Annotated in this window: 18 protein-coding genes; 1 reads left to right on the forward strand and 17 read right to left on the reverse strand. The window is 60.5% G+C overall.

Annotation, left to right across the window (positions count from 1 at the left end):
• Positions 1-58 precede the first annotated feature (58 nt).
• The 9 genes from ACK8OE_RS10845 to dnaE all read right to left on the reverse strand — a co-directional run bounded on the left by ACK8OE_RS10845 (position 59) and on the right by dnaE (position 11235).
• Positions 59-1261 (reverse strand): M50 family metallopeptidase, encoded by a 1203-nt coding sequence (locus tag ACK8OE_RS10845; RefSeq protein ID WP_410272542.1) that lies wholly within the window; start codon positions 1259-1261, stop codon positions 59-61.
• A 21-nt stretch (positions 1262-1282) separates the two neighbouring features.
• A complete protein-coding gene (dxr, locus tag ACK8OE_RS10850) occupies positions 1283-2506 on the reverse strand; it encodes a 1-deoxy-D-xylulose-5-phosphate reductoisomerase (protein ID WP_410272543.1) in 1224 nt (407 codons plus the stop codon).
• Positions 2503-3333 (reverse strand): phosphatidate cytidylyltransferase, encoded by an 831-nt coding sequence (locus ACK8OE_RS10855; RefSeq protein ID WP_290795082.1) that lies wholly within the window; start codon positions 3331-3333, stop codon positions 2503-2505. The genes dxr and ACK8OE_RS10855 overlap by 4 nt, the downstream gene beginning before the upstream one ends.
• Positions 3317-4075 (reverse strand): polyprenyl diphosphate synthase, encoded by a 759-nt coding sequence (gene uppS / locus ACK8OE_RS10860; protein WP_410272544.1) that lies wholly within the window; start codon positions 4073-4075, stop codon positions 3317-3319. The genes ACK8OE_RS10855 and uppS overlap by 17 nt, the downstream gene beginning before the upstream one ends.
• 82 nt (positions 4076-4157) lie before the next feature.
• Complete coding sequence (frr, locus tag ACK8OE_RS10865; RefSeq protein WP_126423734.1) at positions 4158-4715, reverse strand: ribosome recycling factor; 558 nt, start codon at positions 4713-4715, stop codon at positions 4158-4160.
• Positions 4716-4798: 83 nt separating this feature from the next.
• The gene (gene pyrH, locus ACK8OE_RS10870; protein ID WP_290795075.1) at positions 4799-5530 is read right to left on the reverse strand and encodes a UMP kinase; all 732 of its coding nucleotides are present in this window, start codon (positions 5528-5530) and stop codon (positions 4799-4801) included.
• Positions 5531-5699: 169 nt separating this feature from the next.
• On the reverse strand, positions 5700-6602 hold the full coding sequence (gene tsf, locus ACK8OE_RS10875; RefSeq protein WP_013480306.1) for a translation elongation factor Ts: 903 nt from the start codon (positions 6600-6602) through the stop codon (positions 5700-5702).
• 184 nt (positions 6603-6786) lie between these two features.
• Positions 6787-7554 carry a 30S ribosomal protein S2 gene (gene rpsB, locus ACK8OE_RS10880; RefSeq protein WP_126423731.1) on the reverse strand — a complete coding sequence of 256 codons (768 nt, stop codon included), beginning with the start codon at positions 7552-7554 and terminating at the stop codon, positions 6787-6789.
• A gap of 252 nt (positions 7555-7806) precedes the next feature.
• Complete coding sequence (gene dnaE, locus ACK8OE_RS10885; RefSeq protein WP_410272545.1) at positions 7807-11235, reverse strand: DNA polymerase III subunit alpha; 3429 nt, start codon at positions 11233-11235, stop codon at positions 7807-7809.
• Here dnaE and ACK8OE_RS10890 point away from each other — a divergent pair.
• Positions 11215-11493 (forward strand): hypothetical protein, encoded by a 279-nt coding sequence (locus ACK8OE_RS10890; protein ID WP_410272546.1) that lies wholly within the window; start codon positions 11215-11217, stop codon positions 11491-11493. The two genes, dnaE and ACK8OE_RS10890, sit on opposite strands and share 21 nt — an antisense overlap.
• A 7-nt stretch (positions 11494-11500) precedes the next feature.
• On the opposite strand, the gene ACK8OE_RS10895 is transcribed toward ACK8OE_RS10890, so the two are convergent.
• The 8 genes from ACK8OE_RS10895 to rplM form a co-directional block, all read right to left on the reverse strand.
• Complete coding sequence (locus ACK8OE_RS10895) at positions 11501-12199, reverse strand: ABC transporter ATP-binding protein (RefSeq protein ID WP_410272547.1); 699 nt, start codon at positions 12197-12199, stop codon at positions 11501-11503.
• Positions 12200-12206: 7 nt separating this feature from the next.
• Complete coding sequence (locus tag ACK8OE_RS10900; protein ID WP_410272685.1) at positions 12207-13490, reverse strand: lipoprotein-releasing ABC transporter permease subunit; 1284 nt, start codon at positions 13488-13490, stop codon at positions 12207-12209.
• Positions 13490-14809: a proline--tRNA ligase gene (proS, locus tag ACK8OE_RS10905; RefSeq protein WP_290795062.1), complete on the reverse strand. Its 1320-nt coding sequence runs from the start codon at positions 14807-14809 to the stop codon at positions 13490-13492. The genes ACK8OE_RS10900 and proS overlap by 1 nt, the downstream gene beginning before the upstream one ends.
• A 96-nt stretch (positions 14810-14905) precedes the next feature.
• Positions 14906-15163, reverse strand: a complete 258-nt coding sequence (locus ACK8OE_RS10910; RefSeq protein WP_126423728.1) for a DUF1467 family protein — start codon at positions 15161-15163, stop codon at positions 14906-14908.
• Positions 15163-15402: a hypothetical protein gene (locus ACK8OE_RS10915; RefSeq protein WP_290795058.1), complete on the reverse strand. Its 240-nt coding sequence runs from the start codon at positions 15400-15402 to the stop codon at positions 15163-15165. The genes ACK8OE_RS10910 and ACK8OE_RS10915 overlap by 1 nt, the downstream gene beginning before the upstream one ends.
• Position 15403: 1 nt before the next feature.
• Complete coding sequence (gene argC / locus ACK8OE_RS10920; RefSeq protein WP_410272548.1) at positions 15404-16336, reverse strand: N-acetyl-gamma-glutamyl-phosphate reductase; 933 nt, start codon at positions 16334-16336, stop codon at positions 15404-15406.
• Positions 16337-16570: 234 nt separating this feature from the next.
• Positions 16571-17053 (reverse strand): 30S ribosomal protein S9, encoded by a 483-nt coding sequence (gene rpsI / locus ACK8OE_RS10925; RefSeq protein ID WP_013480297.1) that lies wholly within the window; start codon positions 17051-17053, stop codon positions 16571-16573.
• Positions 17054-17055: 2 nt separating this feature from the next.
• Complete coding sequence (gene rplM / locus ACK8OE_RS10930; protein ID WP_272742643.1) at positions 17056-17532, reverse strand: 50S ribosomal protein L13; 477 nt, start codon at positions 17530-17532, stop codon at positions 17056-17058.
• Between the last annotated feature and the right edge of the window lie 8 nt (positions 17533-17540).

Here is a 17540-nt window from a genome sequence, read left to right on the forward strand (position 1 = left end):
ATGTATGGCCGTCACGAACGGAGGCAAAGGACGGGAGATGTCTCCCGATCTGCGCCGGTCATGAAAACAGCCCCCCGAAAAACTTGGTAAACCCGATACGGTTAAGGTCATTCCATGTAGCGAACAACATCAAACCTAACAAGGCCACAAGTCCAAATCTGTATCCAAGGCCCTGCACGGTGGCGCTGAGCGGCCGCCGCGCAATGGCCTCATAGGTATAAAAGACCAGATGCCCGCCATCGAGCACCGGGATCGGCAACAGGTTCACAAACCCGATGCCGACCGAGACAAAGGCCGCCATCTGCAACAGGGTCAGCAGCAGACTGAAGGCCATCTGCCCCGGCGTCGCCTTGACGCTGGCGACTTCGGCGGTCAGGTCGCCCGTCGCCTTGGTCATGCCGATAATGCCCGAAAGCTGATCTCCGTTTTCTTTTCCGGTGAAAATACGGCCAATATAGGTCAGGGTCGTGTCAAGTACGCCGATCGTTTTCTGCGTCCCCAGCCACAATGCCTCGTGCGGCCACGGGGTGCGCGGTTCCCCGTCACCGATCCTGACGGCCAGCACGCCGGCATAGGTCGGCACATGCTGCGATACCTCCGCAATCAGGCGGCGCTCCGGCGTCACCGTCAGGCGCACAATCTCGCCATCACGTCGCACGTCCACCGCTGTGGGTTCATTGCCGCGCATCCGCACCAGCATAATCACGTCTTCTGAGGTCTTGACCTCACGGCCGTCAATGCGGACGAACTGATCGCCGACCTTGAGGCCTGAGCGGGCACCGGGGCCGTTGCGCTCGGAAAAGCCCATGACGGTTCCGGGGGCCATGCCCTTGCCGACGATCATGAAGACCGCTGCAAAGATGATGATAGCCAGCACAAAATTGGCCACCGGCCCGGCCAGCACGATCAGAAAGCGTTGCCACACCGGCTTGAAATGGAAATAGGCCATTTCCGCGCCCGGTCCTTCGCGCTCACGGATGGCGCGGCGGGCCTTTTCCAATTCTTCGGCGTCGGGTGACATGGAAGACACATGTTCGTCGCCCGAAAACTTGACATAGCCGCCCAAAGGCAGGGCGCTCAGACACCACAGCACGCCATTCTTGTCGCGTTTAGACCAGATGACGGGACCGAATCCGACGGAGAAGCGTTCGATTTTCGTTTTAAACAGGCGGGCGACGCTGAAATGTCCGAGTTCGTGAAAGGTCACGATCAACGAGATCACCAGCAGAAAAAGAGGTATGGCCAGAATATAAAAGATCATTATCGTCCGTACTTTATCCCGTCATGCCTGTGAAAAGGCCTGCCCCTGTGTTCCCGCTGCCCGACGGGCAGCTTCACCGAAAGCGGCCAGTTGCGCCCGCGTTTCGGCATCCACCCGCTCGATGTACGCGACATCATGGCGCAAATCATTACCGAAAGCCATAGACAGCGATTGCGCCCGCATCATGGCGGCTTCGACCGTTGCCGGAATGTCGAGGAATCCGATGCGCCCCTCAAGGAAGGCCTGCACCATCACCTCGTTAGCGGCATTATAGACGACCGGCATAAGCCCGCCGGCCTCCAGCGCCTCGCGCGCCAGCCTGAGCATGGGGAAGGCCTCGGTATCGGGCCGCTCAAAGGTCAGGGTCGAAAGCGCACACAGATCGAGCGGCGGCGCGGACCAGCTATGGCGCTGCGGCCAGCCGAGGCAGTAGGAAATCGGCACGCGCATATCCGGCGGCCCCATCTGAGCCAGGGTCGAACCGTCGGTATATTCGACGAGGCTGTGCACGACGGATTGCGGATGGATCAGCACGTCGATCTGAGCCGACGGCATGTCGAACAGATAAGCCGCCTCAATCAGTTCCAGCCCCTTATTGGCCAGAGAGGCGCTGTCTATGGTGATCTTGGCGCCCATAGACCAGTTGGGATGCTTTAACGCCTGTTCGCGCGTGACGTGGGCCAGGTCTTCGCGCTGGCGACCCCGGAACGGCCCGCCCGACGCGGTGAGGATCAGGCGGCGGATACGCGCGCGCTCGGCCTCTTCAAAGACCTGAAAAATGGCATTGTGTTCCGAATCGACAGGCAGAATGCGCCCGCCCGCCGCCTCGGCACGCAGGATCAGCGAACGGCCACAACAGACAAGGCTTTCCTTATTGGCCAAAGCCACCGTGGCCCCCGTCCCGGCCGCCGCCCAGACCGGACGCAGGCCCGCAATGCCGACAATAGCCGCCATCACCCAATCGACCGGACGCGCCGCGGCGGCATCGACGGCCTCGGGGCCACAGGCGATTTCGATACCGGAGCCCTTCATGCGTTCGCTGAAATCGGCCCATTGCGAGGCATCGGACAGGACCGCCAGACGCGGCCGGAATTTCAGCGCCTGCTCGGCCAATAGCGCCGCATTACGTCCGGCGCACAGGGCTTCCAGTTCGTAGTCTTCGCCGGGCGTCAGGGTTTCTTCGATCAGGTTCAGCGTTGAGACGCCGATGGAGCCGGTCGAACCGAGGATGGAGATACGCCTCATAGCTTGGTCCCCAGCATGACCAGCCAGCGGATACCGCCGATGGCGACGATCGCAAACATTAAGCCGTCCACGCGATCCAGCAGGCCGCCGTGGCCGGGGATCAGCGTACCGGAATCCTTGACGCCATAGCGACGTTTGAGCATCGACTCCCACAAATCGCCGCCCATGGTGGCAAAGGCCACCAGCAAACCGACGATCAACGCCGCCGTGCTCGACTGAAAGAGCTTGGTGAGGTCGGCCAGCGTCCCGGCGGTCAGCATACCGGCGATCATGCCCCCCGCAAAGCCTGACCAGGTCTTGTTGGGCGAATATTTGCGCCACAGCTTGGGTCCGCCCACCAGCTTACCGACCAGATAGGCCGCGCTGTCTGCCGCCCAGGCGATCAGGAAAGCAAAAAAGACCCAATAGACGCCGTTATGGGTCTCACGCAGCCAGATCAGCACCAGAGCCGGCCAGCCTATGTAAAAGGCTCCGTAGGCGGCATCGAGGTGCGGTCCTTTCAGGTAGCGGAAATAAAAGCCCGCACAGATGGCGCCCAGGGCCAGTACCGCCAACCCCGCCAGCATGTTGAACAAATAGACGGTAAACACCCCGCCCAGAATAGCCAGACTGATGGCGACGGCCATGCGGCTCGACAACTGAGGGGCTGCCATCGCGCCCCATTCAATCGCCAGCAAGGCCACCCCGACGCTGAGCAGCAGCAGAAAGGCCCAGTTGCCATAGGCGATAATCAGCAACACAATCGGGATCAGCACCGCCGCCGAGGCGATGCGAAACAGCAGTTCACGTGAGGATTTTTTCGGTTTCGCGTCAGACGGAAGCGACATCACTGGCCTCAACCGCGCCGAAGCGACGCTCGCGCCGGCGGAATTCTTCCAGCGCCGCCTTCAGCGCCTCGCCGTCATAGTCCGGCCACAACACGTCCTGAAACACAAATTCGGCGTAGGCCGCTTCCCACAGGAGGAAGTTTGACAGCCGGTGTTCTCCGGACGTGCGGATCAGCAAATCCAGCGGCGGCAAGCCTGAGGTGGACAAAAGCCCTCCAAAGCGTTCCGCCGTCAGATCCTCAAGCGCCGCCTCCCCCGCCTTCACTTGCCGGGCAAAGGTTTTGACCGCTTCGAGAATGTCCGCCTGTGCGCCGTAATTGAGCGCCACCTGCAGGAAAAAACGGCTATTGTGCTGCGTGCGCTGATGCGCCTCGTCCACACACTCACGGATATCGACCGGCAGACCCGCCCTGTCGCCGATAATGCGCACGCAGACGCCTTCGCGCGCCAGACGGTCCAGGTCGGAACGGATAAAGGCCTTGAGCAGGCCCATCAGGTCAGACACCTCGGTCGCCGGTCGCCGCCAGTTCTCCGTTGAAAAGGCAAATACCGTCATATGCGTCACGCCCAGATGCGGCGCGGCCGTAATCGTCTTGCGCAACGCCTCCACACCCGCCTTATGGCCAAAGGTGCGTATCTGACGGCGCGCCTTGGCCCAACGCCCGTTGCCATCCATGATGATGGCGACGTGCAGCGGCACCGGAGCGGCACCTGTACCGATATGATCCGGCCCTGAGGGCATAAAGGACGCTTTCCTGAAAACGACAGAAGGGACAATACACACGAAAGCGCCCGGTTTTAGGCACCGGGCGCGGCGCGGGTCCTTAGACCTGCATGATCTCCGCTTCCTTGACCTTCAGCATCTCGTCGATGCGCTTGATGGCCTCGTCGGTGAACTTCTGGACCTCGGTGGTCATCTTCTTCTGTTCGTCTTCGGAGATCGCCGAGTCCTTTTCGGCCTTCTTCAGCTCGTCATTGGCGTCGCGGCGCACATTGCGCACGGCCACACGCTTTTCTTCCGCGTACTTGCCGGCGATCTTGGCCAGTTCCTTACGGCGTTCCTCGGTGAGCGGCGGGATCGGCACGCGCAGGGTTTGACCGTCGGTGACCGGGTTCAGCCCCAGACCGGCATTGCGGATGGCCTTTTCGACCGATACGACCAGCCCCTTGTCCCAGACATTGACGCTGATCATGCGCGGTTCCGGCACCGAAATGGCGGCGCAGGACAGGATCGACATGGCGGAGCCATAGGCATCGACCGTAATGCCTTCCAGCAGTCCCGCCGAGGCACGGCCGGTACGCAGACCGCCGAAATCGTCCTTGAGCGCCGTCACGGACTTATCCATGCGGTCCTTGTACTTGTTGAGATCAGGCTTGCTCATCTTGGTATCTCTGTATTGGAGCGCTCTCCGGAAGGGTGGGTCCCGTCGGAAAGACGCGTGTTAGAACACTATCATACAGGCGTTCAGGCCTGCCCGGAAATGACCGTATGCACCCCCTGCCCCGTGATGACCTTGCGCAGGCCGCCCGGTTCACGGATCGAGAAGACAACGATCGGAATGCCATTTTCGCGCATCAGCGACACCGCCGAGGCATCCATGACGCGCAGGTCCTTCGACAGAACCTCCATATAGTCCAGCGAATCGTAGCGTGTCGCCGACGCGTCCTTTTTGGGATCCGCCGTATAGACGCCATCGACCGACGTGCCCTTGAACAGGGCGTCGCAGCGCATTTCTGCCGCGCGCAGGGCCGCCGCCGTATCGGTGGTGAAATAGGGCGCCCCCAGACCGGCGGCGAAGATCACCACACGACCTTTTTCCAGATGGCGTTGCGCCCGGCGGTGCACAAAGGGTTCACAGACGGCATTCATCTGGATGGCCGACTGCACGCGCGTGCTGACGCCCAGCTTTTCCAGCGCATTTTGCATGGCCAGGGCGTTCATCACCGTGGCCAGCATCCCCATATAGTCCGCCGAGGAGCGTTCCATCCCTACGGCCGCCTTGGACAGACCCCGGAAGATGTTGCCGCCGCCGATCACCAGACACAGTTCGACGCCCATACCGGCCACCTCGGCGACCTCTTCGGCCACCGCCTTGACGGTGTTCATGTCGATGCCGAACCCCTGCTCGCCCATCAGGACCTCACCGGAGATCTTGAGGAGAATGCGTTTATAGGTGGGGACGTCGGACGAAGACATGGAAGGCCCTTCGGATGAATCAGATCGGGGTAATGGCGTAGTGCCGCCTGCTCTAGCCGAGATTTCTCTCTTTGAACAGTCAAAGGGCGCAGACACCTTGCGATGCTGCGCCCTTAAACCGTGCATAGGTCGGGAAATCAAGCCACAGGCTGAGTTCCCTTTTTCTGACTTAGCCTTGATTCATCATCGAGGCGACTTCGGCGGCGAAGTCATCGACCTTTTTTTCCACACCTTCGCCGAGGGCGAGACGGGTGAAGCCGGTCACGGTGACGTCGGTGCCGAGCGCCTTGGCCGTGTCGGCGATCAGTTGCTTCACGGTCTGATCCGGGTTCATGACGAAGGGCTGCTCAAGCAGCACGACTTCGCGCTGGAACTTCGAGATCTGGCCGTCAACGATCTTGGCGATCATGGCTTCCGGCTTGCCTTCTTCGCGCGCCTTTTCGGTCAGAACGGTGCGCTCACGCTCCACCGCGGCCGGGTCGAGGTCGTCAGACGACAGCGACAGCGGCTGGGTGGCGGCGATATGCATGGCGATCTTGCGGCCCATGTCGTTCAGGGCTTCGGCGTCGCCAGCGGACTCAACGGCCACCAGAACGGCGATACGGCCCAGGTTCGGGGCAATCGCGTTGTGGATGTAGGACGACACAACGCCTTGCGAAACGCTGTGCTTGGCCATGCGACGGGCCACCATGTTTTCACCGATATTGGCAATCAGGTTGGTGATTTCGTCGTTGATAGCCGCTTGCACGCCTTCGACGTCAGCCGCGGCCAGACCGGCCTGAGCCGCATTGCGGGCCAGGTTCTGGAACAGCTCATTGCGCGACACAAAGTCGGTTTCGGCGTTGACTTCGACGGCCACAGCGGTGGTGCCCGAAGAGGCCACGGCCACCAGACCTTCGGCGGCGACGCGGTCGGCCTTCTTGGCAGCCTTCGACAGGCCCTTAGTACGCAGCCAGTCCATCGAGGCTTCGACGTTGCCGTCGTTTTCCGACAGAGCCTTCTTGCAGTCCATCATGCCGGCGCCGGACTTTTCGCGCAGTTCCTTAACGAGAGCGGCGGTGATCTCAGCCATGGAATTCCTCCATAAATCTCTAAAAAGTTAACCCTCGGCGGCTCAATAGCCCGAGGGTATGACAAATACGTAACAACGGAGTCTGACCCCCGCTTCAAACGGTTGAAGCGGGATCTTTCATCAAGACTGAATTTGCCTCCGCAAACCCAGCGATCAGACCCCGTTGCCGGTAATCCTGAGCAGATTAAGCTTCGCCAGCGTCTTCAGCGATGAGCGCGGGCTCGATCGGGGCTTCCGAAGCGCCGAGGTCGATACCCGAAGCCGACTGACCCGCGGCCAGACCGTCGAGCACGGCGTCAGCGATCAGGTCGCAATACAGTTGCAGGGCGCGCGCGGCGTCGTCATTGCCCGGAACCGGGAAGGTGATGCCATCCGGATCGGAGTTCGAGTCGAGGATGCCGATCACCGGGATGTTCAGCTTGCGGGCTTCCTGGATGGCGATCGCTTCCTTGTTGGTGTCGATCACGAACATCAGGTCGGGGATGCCGCCCATGTCCTTGATGCCGCCCAGCGACAGCTCCAGCTTGTCACGCTCGCGCGTCAGGGTCAGCAGTTCCTTCTTGGAACGGCCAACCGGGTTTTCCATGACCTGTTCCAGTTCACGCAGGCGCGCGATCGAACCCGAAATGGTGCGCCAGTTGGTCAGCGTACCGCCGAGCCAGCGGTGGTTGACGTAATACTGCGCCGAACGCTTGGCCGCGACGGCGACCGGACCGGCGGCCTGACGCTTGGTGCCGACGAACAGGACGCGACCGCCGTTGGCGGCGACTTCGCGCACCTTCAGCAGGGCCTGATGCAGCAGCGGCAGGGTTTGCGACAGGTCGATGATGTGGATGTTGGAACGCGACCCGAAGAGGTAACGCTCCATCTTCGGGTTCCAGCGGTGGGTCTGGTGACCAAAGTGCGCACCGGCTTCGAGCAGGGCGCGCATAGACAGTTCAGGCATAGCCATGAGTAGATTTCCTTTTCATTCCGATAGACCTCCGCGGACTAAAAAAGTGTCGGCAAGCCGAAACCTCGGAACGGTCGGATGAGGCCGGACGCTTTGAAAATCATTGAAATTCAAAGGTACGGACAACATCCCCCCGCGTATCCGCGTGTGAGATGGTGCGCAACTAGGCACAATCGACAAAAAAATCAAGCGATTTTAAGGAAAATTGCGCCCGGAGAAACACTGACGGCGATCAGGCCGTTTTCGCTCCTCCTATACGTCTTCACAATATAGGACGCCATTCATCGCCTTCAAGGCCCCGCGCAGGCTGGCGTCCAGACGATAGCGGTGCGGCATTTTCAGTTCGACCTCGTGTCCGTCGATCTCGCTGAGAAGGGTGATTTCCCCGCCCTGCCCGCGCGCGGCATCCAGTTGCATTTTAAAAGCATCCACATCAAAGCCGCGCGGTGATACGGTCAGGCGTAAACCCATATCGTCCGTTTTCAGGGCTCCGGCCATGGGTTCGGCCGACTCGCCGAACATGCGGACTTCGCCGTCCGAGCCCTTGCAGCGGACCTTGAGCAGGATCGACTGACCGGGTTCCAGATGCTCACGGTATTTACGCAGGGCTTCCGGCTGGAACATTACTTCGTATTCGCCGCTAGGGTCCGAGAGGTTGACGAAGGCGAACTTTTCCCCGGTGCGGGCCGAGGCGCGCTCCTGACGACGGCGCACCACCCCCGCCATACGAAAGGCTTCGCGCCCTTCCTGAGCGAGGGCCAGCGCTTCGGCGTAGAGGGTCACATTGCGGCGCTTGAACACATCAACCATGTCCTGCAACGGGTGCCCGGACAGATAGAAGCCGACGGCGGACAGTTCTTCATCCAGCGCATCCGGCCCGGAGGCCCTAGGGATATTGGGCAGCCGCGGGCGCGACGAATCATTGGTGCCGAACAGGCTGACCTGCGCCGAGGCGCGCTCGGCGGCCATGCTCTGAGCGTGGGCGATCAGCAGATCGGCGCTCTGGATGATCTGCGCCCGGTTGGGGTGGATCGAGTCGAACGCCCCGGCCCTCGCCAGATTTTCAATGGCGCGCTTATTGACCGCCTTGGGGTCGATGCGTTCGAGGAAGTCGAAAATATCCTTGAACGGTCCGCCCGCTTCGCGCACCGCCACAACGCTGTGCATGGCTTCGAGACCGACATTGCGGATCGCCCCCAAGGCATACAGCACTTCGCCATTTTCCACATCGAAATCCGCCTTGGAGCGGTTGATATCGGGCGGTCGAATGGTCACCCCGAACTGCCGCGCGTCCTGATAAAATACCGCCAGCTTGTCGGTATTGGTGATATCAAGGCTCATGTTGGCGGCGAAGAATTCGACCGGATGATTGGCCTTCAGCCAGCCCGTCTGGTACGAAATAAAGGCATAGGCGGCGGCGTGCGATTTGTTGAAGCCATAGCCGGCAAACTTGTTCACCAGTTCGAAGATCGAGTCCGACTGCTTTTCGGGAACCCCCTTCTCCTTGGCGCCGGAAATAAACCTTGCTTTTTGCAAGTCCATTTCCTCTTTCTTCTTTTTACCCATGGCCCGGCGCAACAGGTCGGCTTCGCCGAGGCTGTAGCCTGACAGGATCTGGGCTATCTGCATCACCTGTTCCTGATAGATGATGACGCCGTAGGTTTCCCGCAGAACCGGCTCCAAAGAGGGATGGAGCATGTCGATTTCGGCGCGCCCGAACTTCCGATCGACATAGGTGTCGATATTGTCCATTGGGCCCGGACGATAGAGCGAAATCAGCGCGGTGATTTCCTCGATAGACCCGCAGCGCATCTTGCGCAGGGTGTCGCGCATCCCCTGACTTTCGAGCTGGAACACGCCGATCGACTGACCCGACGCCAGAAGCTCATAGGTGGTCTTGTCATCCAGCGGCAGGGTGGAGAAATCGACCTCCAGCCCGCGCTTTTTCAGATAGTGCCAGGCGCGGTTCAGCGTGGTCAGTGTTTTCAGACCCAGAAAGTCGAACTTGACCAAACCGGCGCTCTCGACCCACTTCATATTGAACTGCGTCGCCGGAATGTCGGAACGTGGATCGCGATACAGCGGCACCAGTTCGGTCAGCGGACGGTCGCCGATTACGATACCCGCGGCGTGGGTCGAGGCGTTGCGATACAGGCCTTCGAGTTTCAGCGCCGTATCCAGCAACTTGGCAACGGACTCTTCCTCATCGCGGGCTTCGCGCAGGCGGGGTTCGATTTCGACGGCCTGAGCCAGTGTAGTCGGGTTGGCCGGGTTGTTCGGCACCATCTTACACAGACGGTCCACCTGCCCCAGCGGCAACTGCATCACCCGTCCGGTATCACGCAGCACGGCGCGAGCCTGAAGCGTACCGAAGGTGATGATCTGCGCCACCCGCTCGCGGCCGTATTTTTCCTGAACGTAGGTGATAACCTCTTCGCGGCGTTCCTGACAGAAGTCGATATCGAAGTCGGGCATGGAGACCCGCTCCGGATTGAGGAAGCGTTCGAACAGCAGACCAAAGCGCAGCGGATCAAGGTCGGTGATGGTCAGCGCCCACGCAACCAGCGAGCCGGCCCCCGACCCCCGGCCCGGACCGACGGGGATGTCGTGTGCCTTAGCCCATTTGATGAAGTCCGAAACGATCAGGAAGTAACCGGGGAAGCCCATCTTCTGGATGACGCCGACCTCCCGGTCGAGACGTGCCCAGTATTCCTCTTCCGGAAAGGCCGGCTCGACCTGTTGCAGGCGCATTTTCAGGCCTTCACGCGCCTGAAAGGCCAGTTCTTCGTCTTCCGAGCGCCCGGCGCCGGTATCGAAGCGCGGCAGAATCGGATCGCGCTTGCTAACCAGAAAAGCGCAGCGGCGCGCGATTTCCAGCGTATTGTCACAGGCTTCGGGCAGGTCCGAAAACACCTCGCGCATCAGCAGCGGCGGCTTCAGCCAGTGATCCTTGGTCACCTTGCGCCGATCGGCCACGCCCATAAAGGTGCTGTCGGAAATACACAGCAGCGCCTCGTGCGCCTTGAACATGTCGCGGTCAGCGAAATAGGCGTCATTGGTGGCTACCAGCGGTACGTCGTGCGTATAGGCGAATTGCACCAGACCGCTTTCCGCCGAATCCCCGCGGATACCGCCGTGCGGCGACCCGTCGTGCCGCTGAAGCTCGATATAGAAGCGGTCCCCGAAGGCCGCGTGCATGTCCTTTAGTGCCGCATTGGCTTCGTCGGGTTGATTTTGCTTGAACAGCGGATTGATCGGACCGTCCGGACCACCCGACAGCAGGATCAGGCCCTCGGCGCGCTTGACCACCTCTTCCCACAGGACATGCGGTTCGTCGGTCGCCTCAATATCGAGATAGGCTTTGGAAGACAGTTCGGTGAGATTGAGATAGCCCTGCTCGTTCTGAACGATCAGGACAATGGTCGGTATCTTGGCCCAGCGGTCGCTAAGGGCACCGCCTATACCCTTGACCGGCAGGGCGCAGGCGATGATGGGCTGCACGCCCGTATCCTTGCACACCTGAGAAAATTCGAGCGCGCCAAACAGGTTGCCGCGGTCGCAGATGGCGATGGCCGGCATCTTCGCCTTGGCCGCCAGCTTGCCCATATCATAGGCCTTGATCGCACCTTCCAGAAGGGAATAGGCCGATCGTACCCGCAGATGGACAAAACCGTCGCTCATCTCAAAAGCCTCTCCGTGCGGTTCACAGGGCGGCTACTGTCGGACGATTCACCCGATCAGCATAGCCGCCTGACAGACAAGCGCCACAAAAGCGGCAACGGCGGCGAAAGACAATACGTTATGGATGGCCAGCATGGTTTGTCCCCTGAAAGAACAGATGATCAATTCATGCTTTGTTCTATATTCTTATTTTGTTCCCCGTCAACACCCTATTATCAACAGCGTGAACAAATCGTGTATATCATTGATTTAAAATGATATAATTTTACAGGCTTCCCGGAACGGTTTCCACAAGACGGCCGTCTTTGAGGCTGACCACGCGGTCCATATGCCCGGCCAGTTCCAGATTATGGGTGGCGATCAAGGCCGCGACCCCCTGCGCCTTGACGATCGTCCTCAGGGCGTCGAACACCTGTTGAGAGGTCTGGGGATCGAGATTGCCTGTCGGTTCATCGGCGAGCAACAGGCGCGGGGCATTGACCAGAGCGCGGGCAATGGCCACGCGTTGCTGCTCTCCGCCTGACAGTTGCGCCGGCTGGTGATCAAGGCGTTCGCCGAGCCCCAGTTGCTCCAGAAGCCCCCTCGCCCGCGTTTCCGCCTGTTTGAGCGGCAGACCCAGCACGCGCTGCGGCAGGGCGACATTGCCCAAGGCCGTAAATTCCGGCAGCAAGTGATGGAACTGATAGACAAAGCCGATCTTTTGCAGACGTGCGCGGGTCCGGGCGGCCTCGCTGGCGCGGGTAAAGTCTTCCCCGTCGATGGTCAGTTGCGCCTCTTCGGACGATTCCAGCAAACCGATACAATGCAACAGCGACGACTTACCGGAGCCGGAGGGCCCGATCAGCCCGACCACCTCACCGGCGCGCAGGTCGAGATCGACGCCTTTGAGCACGTCCAGCGTGCGACCATCGGCGATGGGATAGGCGCGCACCAAGCCGCGCAGGGACAGAACCACATCATTCATAGGCCCATTATTCATATCTCAGGGCCTCCACGGGTTCGAGCTTGGACGCCCACAGGGCCGGGAACAGGGTGGCCACGCAGGTAGAGATCATCGAAAAGCCAACGATAATCAGCACTTCGGTCGGTTCAACCTTGGCCGGTATATAGGCGAGGTAATAGACCTCTTCGTTGAAGACCTTCACATTGAAAAGGGCTTCGACGATCTGCTGGATCGGGCGGATAAAGATGCAGAACAGTGTGCCGATGGCGACGCCCAGCACTGTACCGGTGGCCCCGATAATAGCCCCCGACAGGAAGAATATCTTGGTAATCGAAGTACGATCCGCGCCTAAGGTCCGCATGATGGCGATGTCGCGCGTCTTGTTCTTCACCAGCATGACGATGCCGGAAATGATGTTCATAGCGGCGATCAGCACGATCAGCATCAGGATCAGGCGCATCACGTTGCGTTCGACCTGAAGGGCGTTCCACAGGGGCGCATTGCGCTGCGTCCAGTCGAGCAGGATCGCCTTATCCCCTGCGGCCTTGCGAAAAGCCGGGTAGTAGTCCTTGATATTATAGGGGTCTTTCACCTTGATTTCGACGGTATCCCACTCATCCTCGCGGTCGAAGAAGAGTTGCGCCTGCGGCAAGGGCATAAAGACAAAGGCCGCGTCCAGCTCCGACACACCGCTTTTGAAGATGCCGCCCACCACATAGGGCTTACGGCGCGGCATGGCCCCGAAGGCCGTGCTGCCCGATGGCGACAACAGCGTCAGTTCGTCCCCGACACGCACATTCATCTGGCTGGCCAGACCTTCCCCGATGAGAATAACGTCACCGCCATATTCACCGACGCCAAATCCATCCAGAGAACCGGATTTGATATTGTCGCGGATGATCGGCGTGTTTTTCAACGCCGCCACATCGACGCCGCGCATATAGGCCAGACCCGCCTGCGAAAACGGCCCCTGCGCCAGACCCGGCGATTCCACGTAGGGCGAGGCTTCGATGACGCCCGGAATGGCGCGCAGCCGCTTAAGCATGGCGTCGCGACCGTTCCAGTCGGTCAGGGGTTCGCCTGCCACAAACTGATGGCCATTAAAGGCCAGCACGCGCGACATCAACTCGTCGCGAAAGCCGTTCATCACCGACATGACGATGATCAGCACGCCCACGGCCAGCGTGATGCCGATTAAGCTGATGATGGCGATGAGGGCGATGCCGCCGTCCTTGCGTTTGGTGCGCAGATATCTGAGCGCCAGATCGGTTTCCCACGCGGAGAAAGAAAACAGCGACAACAGCCCCTTCATCATTTTGCCTTGGTCAGTTGTTCAAGGACGGCATCGAAGGCCGCCGTGTGACGTTCGCCCGTGGCGCGGTGCTTGATTTCAACCTGACCTTCGGCAATGCCCTTGGGCCCGATGATCAGTTGCCACGGAATACCGATCAGGTCCATCGAGGCGAACTTGGCCCCCGGACGGTCGTCCGTATCGTGATAGAGCACGTCACGCCCGGCGGCCGTCAGCGCCTTATAGGCCTTGTCGCAGGCCGCATCGCAGGCTTCGTCACCGACGCGCAGATTGATCAGGGCCACATCGAAGGGCGCGACGCTTTCGGGCCAGATGATACCCGCTTCGTCGTGGCTGGCTTCGATAATACCGCCGATCAGACGCGACACGCCGACGCCGTAAGAGCCCATGTGGACATTGACCTGCGCGCCGTCGGGACCGGAGACCCTGGCGCCCATCGGTGCGGAGTATTTCTCACCAAAATAGAAGATGTGGCCGACTTCGATGCCGCGCGCCGACAACTGCTTGTCCGCCGGAACGGCATTAAAGGCCGCCTCGTCGTGCATTTCTTCGGTGGCGGCGTAGAGCGACGTGCGCTGATCGACCAGCCCTTGCAGATCGTCCCAGTCCACATCGGCACCGGGGGCCGGCATATCGACCAGATCCTTATGGCAGAAGACGGCGCTTTCGCCGGTTTCGGCGAGGATGATGAATTCGTGGCTGAGATCGCCACCGATCGGGCCGGTGTCGGCGCGCATCGGCACCGCCTTCAGGCCCAGACGGCTGAAGGTATTGAGATAGGCGATGAACATGCGGTTATAGGCCTTGCGCGCCGAGGCCTCGTCGATGTCGAACGAATAGGCGTCCTTCATCAGGAACTCACGGCCGCGCATGACGCCGAAGCGCGGGCGCTGCTCGTCGCGGAACTTCCACTGGATGTGGTAGAGGTTCATAGGCAAATCCTTGTAGGACTTGACCGTGCCTCGGAAGATTTCCGTGATCATTTCCTCATTGGTCGGGCCATAGAGCATCTCGCGCTCATGACGGTCCTTGATGCGCAGCATTTCCTGGCCGTAGTCGTCATAGCGACCCGACTCGCGCCACAGATCGGCCAGTTGCAGGGTCGGCATCAGAAGCTCAACCGCACCGGCGCGCTGCATTTCCTCGTGCACGATCTTTTCGATCTTACGCAGCACCCGCAGACCCAGCGGCAGCCAGGCATAGATACCGGCGGCCTCTTGGCGGATCATGCCGGTACGCAGCATGAGACGGTGCGAGACGATCTGGGCTTCGGAGGGATTTTCCTTAAGCAGCGGAAGCAAATAGCGCGACAGGCGCATGGGCAGGGAACCTTGGGATTGCGGCAAACTGGCCCTGTACTAGCCAGCTTCGCCGTCATTGATCAATGCTAAAAAGGCGGAAATAGGACGGGCCGATCAGGCCGCAGGGATTTCCGGCAGCGGAATGAGGCCAAACTGCACGATGACCATAACAATGGCCCACACCACCACGGCCACGACCGTGTTGATCAGCAGCTTCTTTTTGAGATTGTGGAAGACCGGCGCACCGGGGTCGCCGCCGTCCTTCGTCTCGATACCGGCTTCGTGATGGCTCACGTTGCCAAACGGCAGAATGGCAAACAGAGTCACCCACCAGATCATCAGAAGAATGGCAATGCTGGTCAGAGGTCCCATTACGACGCCTTGTCCTTATCCGTCACATCGGAAGAAGATTGGTCCTTTTTGCGGAACATCGTCAAGCCGCCAAACACCACAAACAGGATGATGAAGGTCACCCACGGAAAGCCGCCCTTGTGGTCAGAGGTTTCAGCCTTTTCCGCCACCGGTGCCACTGAAGCGACAGGAGACGCTGGCGCGGCCTGGACAGAAACCGGCGCAACCGTGAGAGCCAGAGCGAGCCAAACCGCTTTCATATCAAAGCAGTCCGGCGGTTTCTTCGAGGCCGAGGACGAGGTTGAGATTCTGCACCGCCGCGCCCGACGCCCCCTTGCCCAGATTGTCGAACACCGCCACCAGATTGGCCGTATCGCCGTCTTCCTGACCGAAGACGTGGATCAGCAACTGATTGGTGTCTCGCAAAGAGTCGCCATTGACGGACGTCGCCGCGGCCGTCTCTTCGGGCGAAGCGACGCGCACAAAGGGTTCACCGGCATAGTGGGCGCTGAGGATGTTGTAGATGGTGGGCAGGTCAGGCGCATCCGGCAGGGCCCACAGGTGCAGCGGCACCTCAACGATCAGGCCTTGCGCAAAATTGGCGACGGTCGGCGAAAAGATCGGCGCGGTTTCCAGCCCGGCATAGAGCTGCATTTCCGGCAGGTGCTTGTGCGTCAGGCCCGTGGCATAGATGCGTTCGCGCCCCTGCCCGCTTTCGAACTCCGCAATCATCGCCTTGCCGCCGCCGCTATAGCCGGTCAGCGACGTGGCCACCATCGGGAAGAAGGGCGGCAGGACGCCCAGCTCGACCAGAGGCCGCGTCAGGGCAATGAAGCCGGTGGCGTGGCAGCCGGGATTGCTGATGCGCTTTGAAGCCCGGATCAGATCGCGCTGATCCTCGGTCATTTCGGGGAAGCCGTAGGTCCAGCCCTCAGCGACGCGGTGCGCCGTCGAAGCGTCAATCACCACCACGTCCGGATTTTCGATCAGGGCTACGGCCTCCTTCGCCGCCTCATCGGGCAGGCAGAGGATGACGGCATCGGCGGCATTGAGCGCTTCGCGACGGGCTTCGGTGTCCTTGCGGCGATCATCGCTCAGGCGGATCAGGTCGATCTCCGGGCGCTTTTCCAGCCGCTCGCGGATTTGCAGACCGGTGGTGCCGGCTTCGCCATCGATGAAAACCTTATGGGACATGATACGCTCCTTGGTCAGCGGACGAAAGATACCCCACCCCCACATCTCGCTTGCTTCGCAAGCTCGTGCGGTCCCCCTCCCCAACAAGTTGGGGAGGTATGAAGTCAGAGCGTCTTATTGGGAAAACAGCCCTGAAAAAAGCGAAAAACACCCGTCGGGCTGCCCCGAGGGTGTTTTTCTCCGTATTCCGGAAGGGGGCATTTGGGGAAAACGACGTTTCCCCCAAGACCTCCATTAGCGCTTCGAGAACTGGAAGGAACGGCGAGCCTTGGCGCGGCCGTACTTCTTACGCTCGACGACACGCGAGTCGCGCGTCAGGAAGCCAGCCGCCTTCAGCGCCGGGCGCAGGGCAGGCTCGTAATAGGTCAGAGCCTTCGACAGGCCGTGACGGATGGCGCCGGCCTGACCCGACAGACCCGAACCGTGGACCGAAACGATGACGTCGAATTGCGACGCACGGTCGGTCAGGTTCAGCGGCTGAGCGATCATCATGCGCAGAACCGGACGCGCAAAATAGACTTCCTGCGCGCGGTCATTGATGATCCACTTGCCCGAACCCGGCTTGATCCAGACGCGGGCGACGGCGTTCTTACGCTTGCCGGTGGCATAGGCGCGGCCGTACTTGTCGAGTTGCTGAACGCGCTCAACCGGCGCATTTTCAGGGTTCGACGACAGGGAAGCGAGGGCTTCGAGGCCTTGAGCTTGAACTTCAGACATTCTTAGACGCTCCGGACGTTCTTGCGGCTCAGGGCCTTGAAGTCGATGACTTCCGGCGATTGAGCTTCGTGGGGGTGCTCCGAACCGGCGTAGATACGCAGGTGGGTCATTTGGGCGCGGGCCAGCGGCGATTCCTTGGGCAGCATACGCTCAACCGCCTTGGTCAGGACGCGCTCAGGGTACTTGCCGCTGAGGATCTGACCCATGGTGCGTTGCTTGACGCCGCCGGGGTGACCGGTGTGCCAGTAGAAAATCTTGTCCGTCAGCTTCTTGCCGGTGTAGTGCACCTTGTCGGCATTGATGACGATGACGTAGTCGCCGGAATCGACGTGCGGAGTATAGTCCGGCTTGTGTTTGCCGCGAAGACGCATGGCGATGAACGAAGCCAGACGGCCGACAACGGCGTCCTGGGCGTCAATCACGATCCACTTCTTCTCGACATTGGCGGGCTTGAGCGCCGCGGTCGCAGAGGTAAGCATGGGAGATT

This window comes from Asticcacaulis sp. W401b (assembly GCF_046503825.1).
GTDB lineage: Bacteria > Pseudomonadota > Alphaproteobacteria > Caulobacterales > Caulobacteraceae > Asticcacaulis.

What these genes read in the sequence shown, in the direction of transcription:
- dxr (WP_410272543.1), bottom strand. Translation starts at nt 2,506, where the DNA reads ATGAGGCGTATCTCCATCCTCGGTTCGACCGGCTCCATCGGCGTCTCA.
- pyrH (WP_290795075.1), bottom strand. Translation starts at nt 5,530, where the DNA reads ATGTCTTCGTCCGACGTCCCCACCTATAAACGCATTCTCCTCAAGATC.
- dnaE (WP_410272545.1), bottom strand. Translation starts at nt 11,235, where the DNA reads ATGAGCGACGGTTTTGTCCATCTGCGGGTACGATCGGCCTATTCCCTT.
- rpsB (WP_126423731.1), bottom strand. Translation starts at nt 7,554, where the DNA reads ATGGCTATGCCTGAACTGTCTATGCGCGCCCTGCTCGAAGCCGGTGCG.
- ACK8OE_RS10915 (WP_290795058.1), bottom strand. Translation starts at nt 15,402, where the DNA reads ATGAAAGCGGTTTGGCTCGCTCTGGCTCTCACGGTTGCGCCGGTTTCT.
- ACK8OE_RS10910 (WP_126423728.1), bottom strand. Translation starts at nt 15,163, where the DNA reads ATGGGACCTCTGACCAGCATTGCCATTCTTCTGATGATCTGGTGGGTG.
- rpsI (WP_013480297.1), bottom strand. Translation starts at nt 17,053, where the DNA reads ATGTCTGAAGTTCAAGCTCAAGGCCTCGAAGCCCTCGCTTCCCTGTCG.
- ACK8OE_RS10845 (WP_410272542.1), bottom strand. Translation starts at nt 1,261, where the DNA reads ATGATCTTTTATATTCTGGCCATACCTCTTTTTCTGCTGGTGATCTCG.
- ACK8OE_RS10900 (WP_410272685.1), bottom strand. Translation starts at nt 13,490, where the DNA reads ATGAAGGGGCTGTTGTCGCTGTTTTCTTTCTCCGCGTGGGAAACCGAT.
- ACK8OE_RS10855 (WP_290795082.1), bottom strand. Translation starts at nt 3,333, where the DNA reads ATGTCGCTTCCGTCTGACGCGAAACCGAAAAAATCCTCACGTGAACTG.
- uppS (WP_410272544.1), bottom strand. Translation starts at nt 4,075, where the DNA reads ATGCCCTCAGGGCCGGATCATATCGGTACAGGTGCCGCTCCGGTGCCG.
- proS (WP_290795062.1), bottom strand. Translation starts at nt 14,809, where the DNA reads ATGCGCCTGTCGCGCTATTTGCTTCCGCTGCTTAAGGAAAATCCCTCC.
- ACK8OE_RS10890 (WP_410272546.1), top strand. Translation starts at nt 11,215, where the DNA reads ATGGACAAAACCGTCGCTCATCTCAAAAGCCTCTCCGTGCGGTTCACA.
- rplM (WP_272742643.1), bottom strand. Translation starts at nt 17,532, where the DNA reads ATGCTTACCTCTGCGACCGCGGCGCTCAAGCCCGCCAATGTCGAGAAG.
- argC (WP_410272548.1), bottom strand. Translation starts at nt 16,336, where the DNA reads ATGTCCCATAAGGTTTTCATCGATGGCGAAGCCGGCACCACCGGTCTG.
- tsf (WP_013480306.1), bottom strand. Translation starts at nt 6,602, where the DNA reads ATGGCTGAGATCACCGCCGCTCTCGTTAAGGAACTGCGCGAAAAGTCC.
- ACK8OE_RS10895 (WP_410272547.1), bottom strand. Translation starts at nt 12,199, where the DNA reads ATGAATGATGTGGTTCTGTCCCTGCGCGGCTTGGTGCGCGCCTATCCC.
- frr (WP_126423734.1), bottom strand. Translation starts at nt 4,715, where the DNA reads ATGAGCAAGCCTGATCTCAACAAGTACAAGGACCGCATGGATAAGTCC.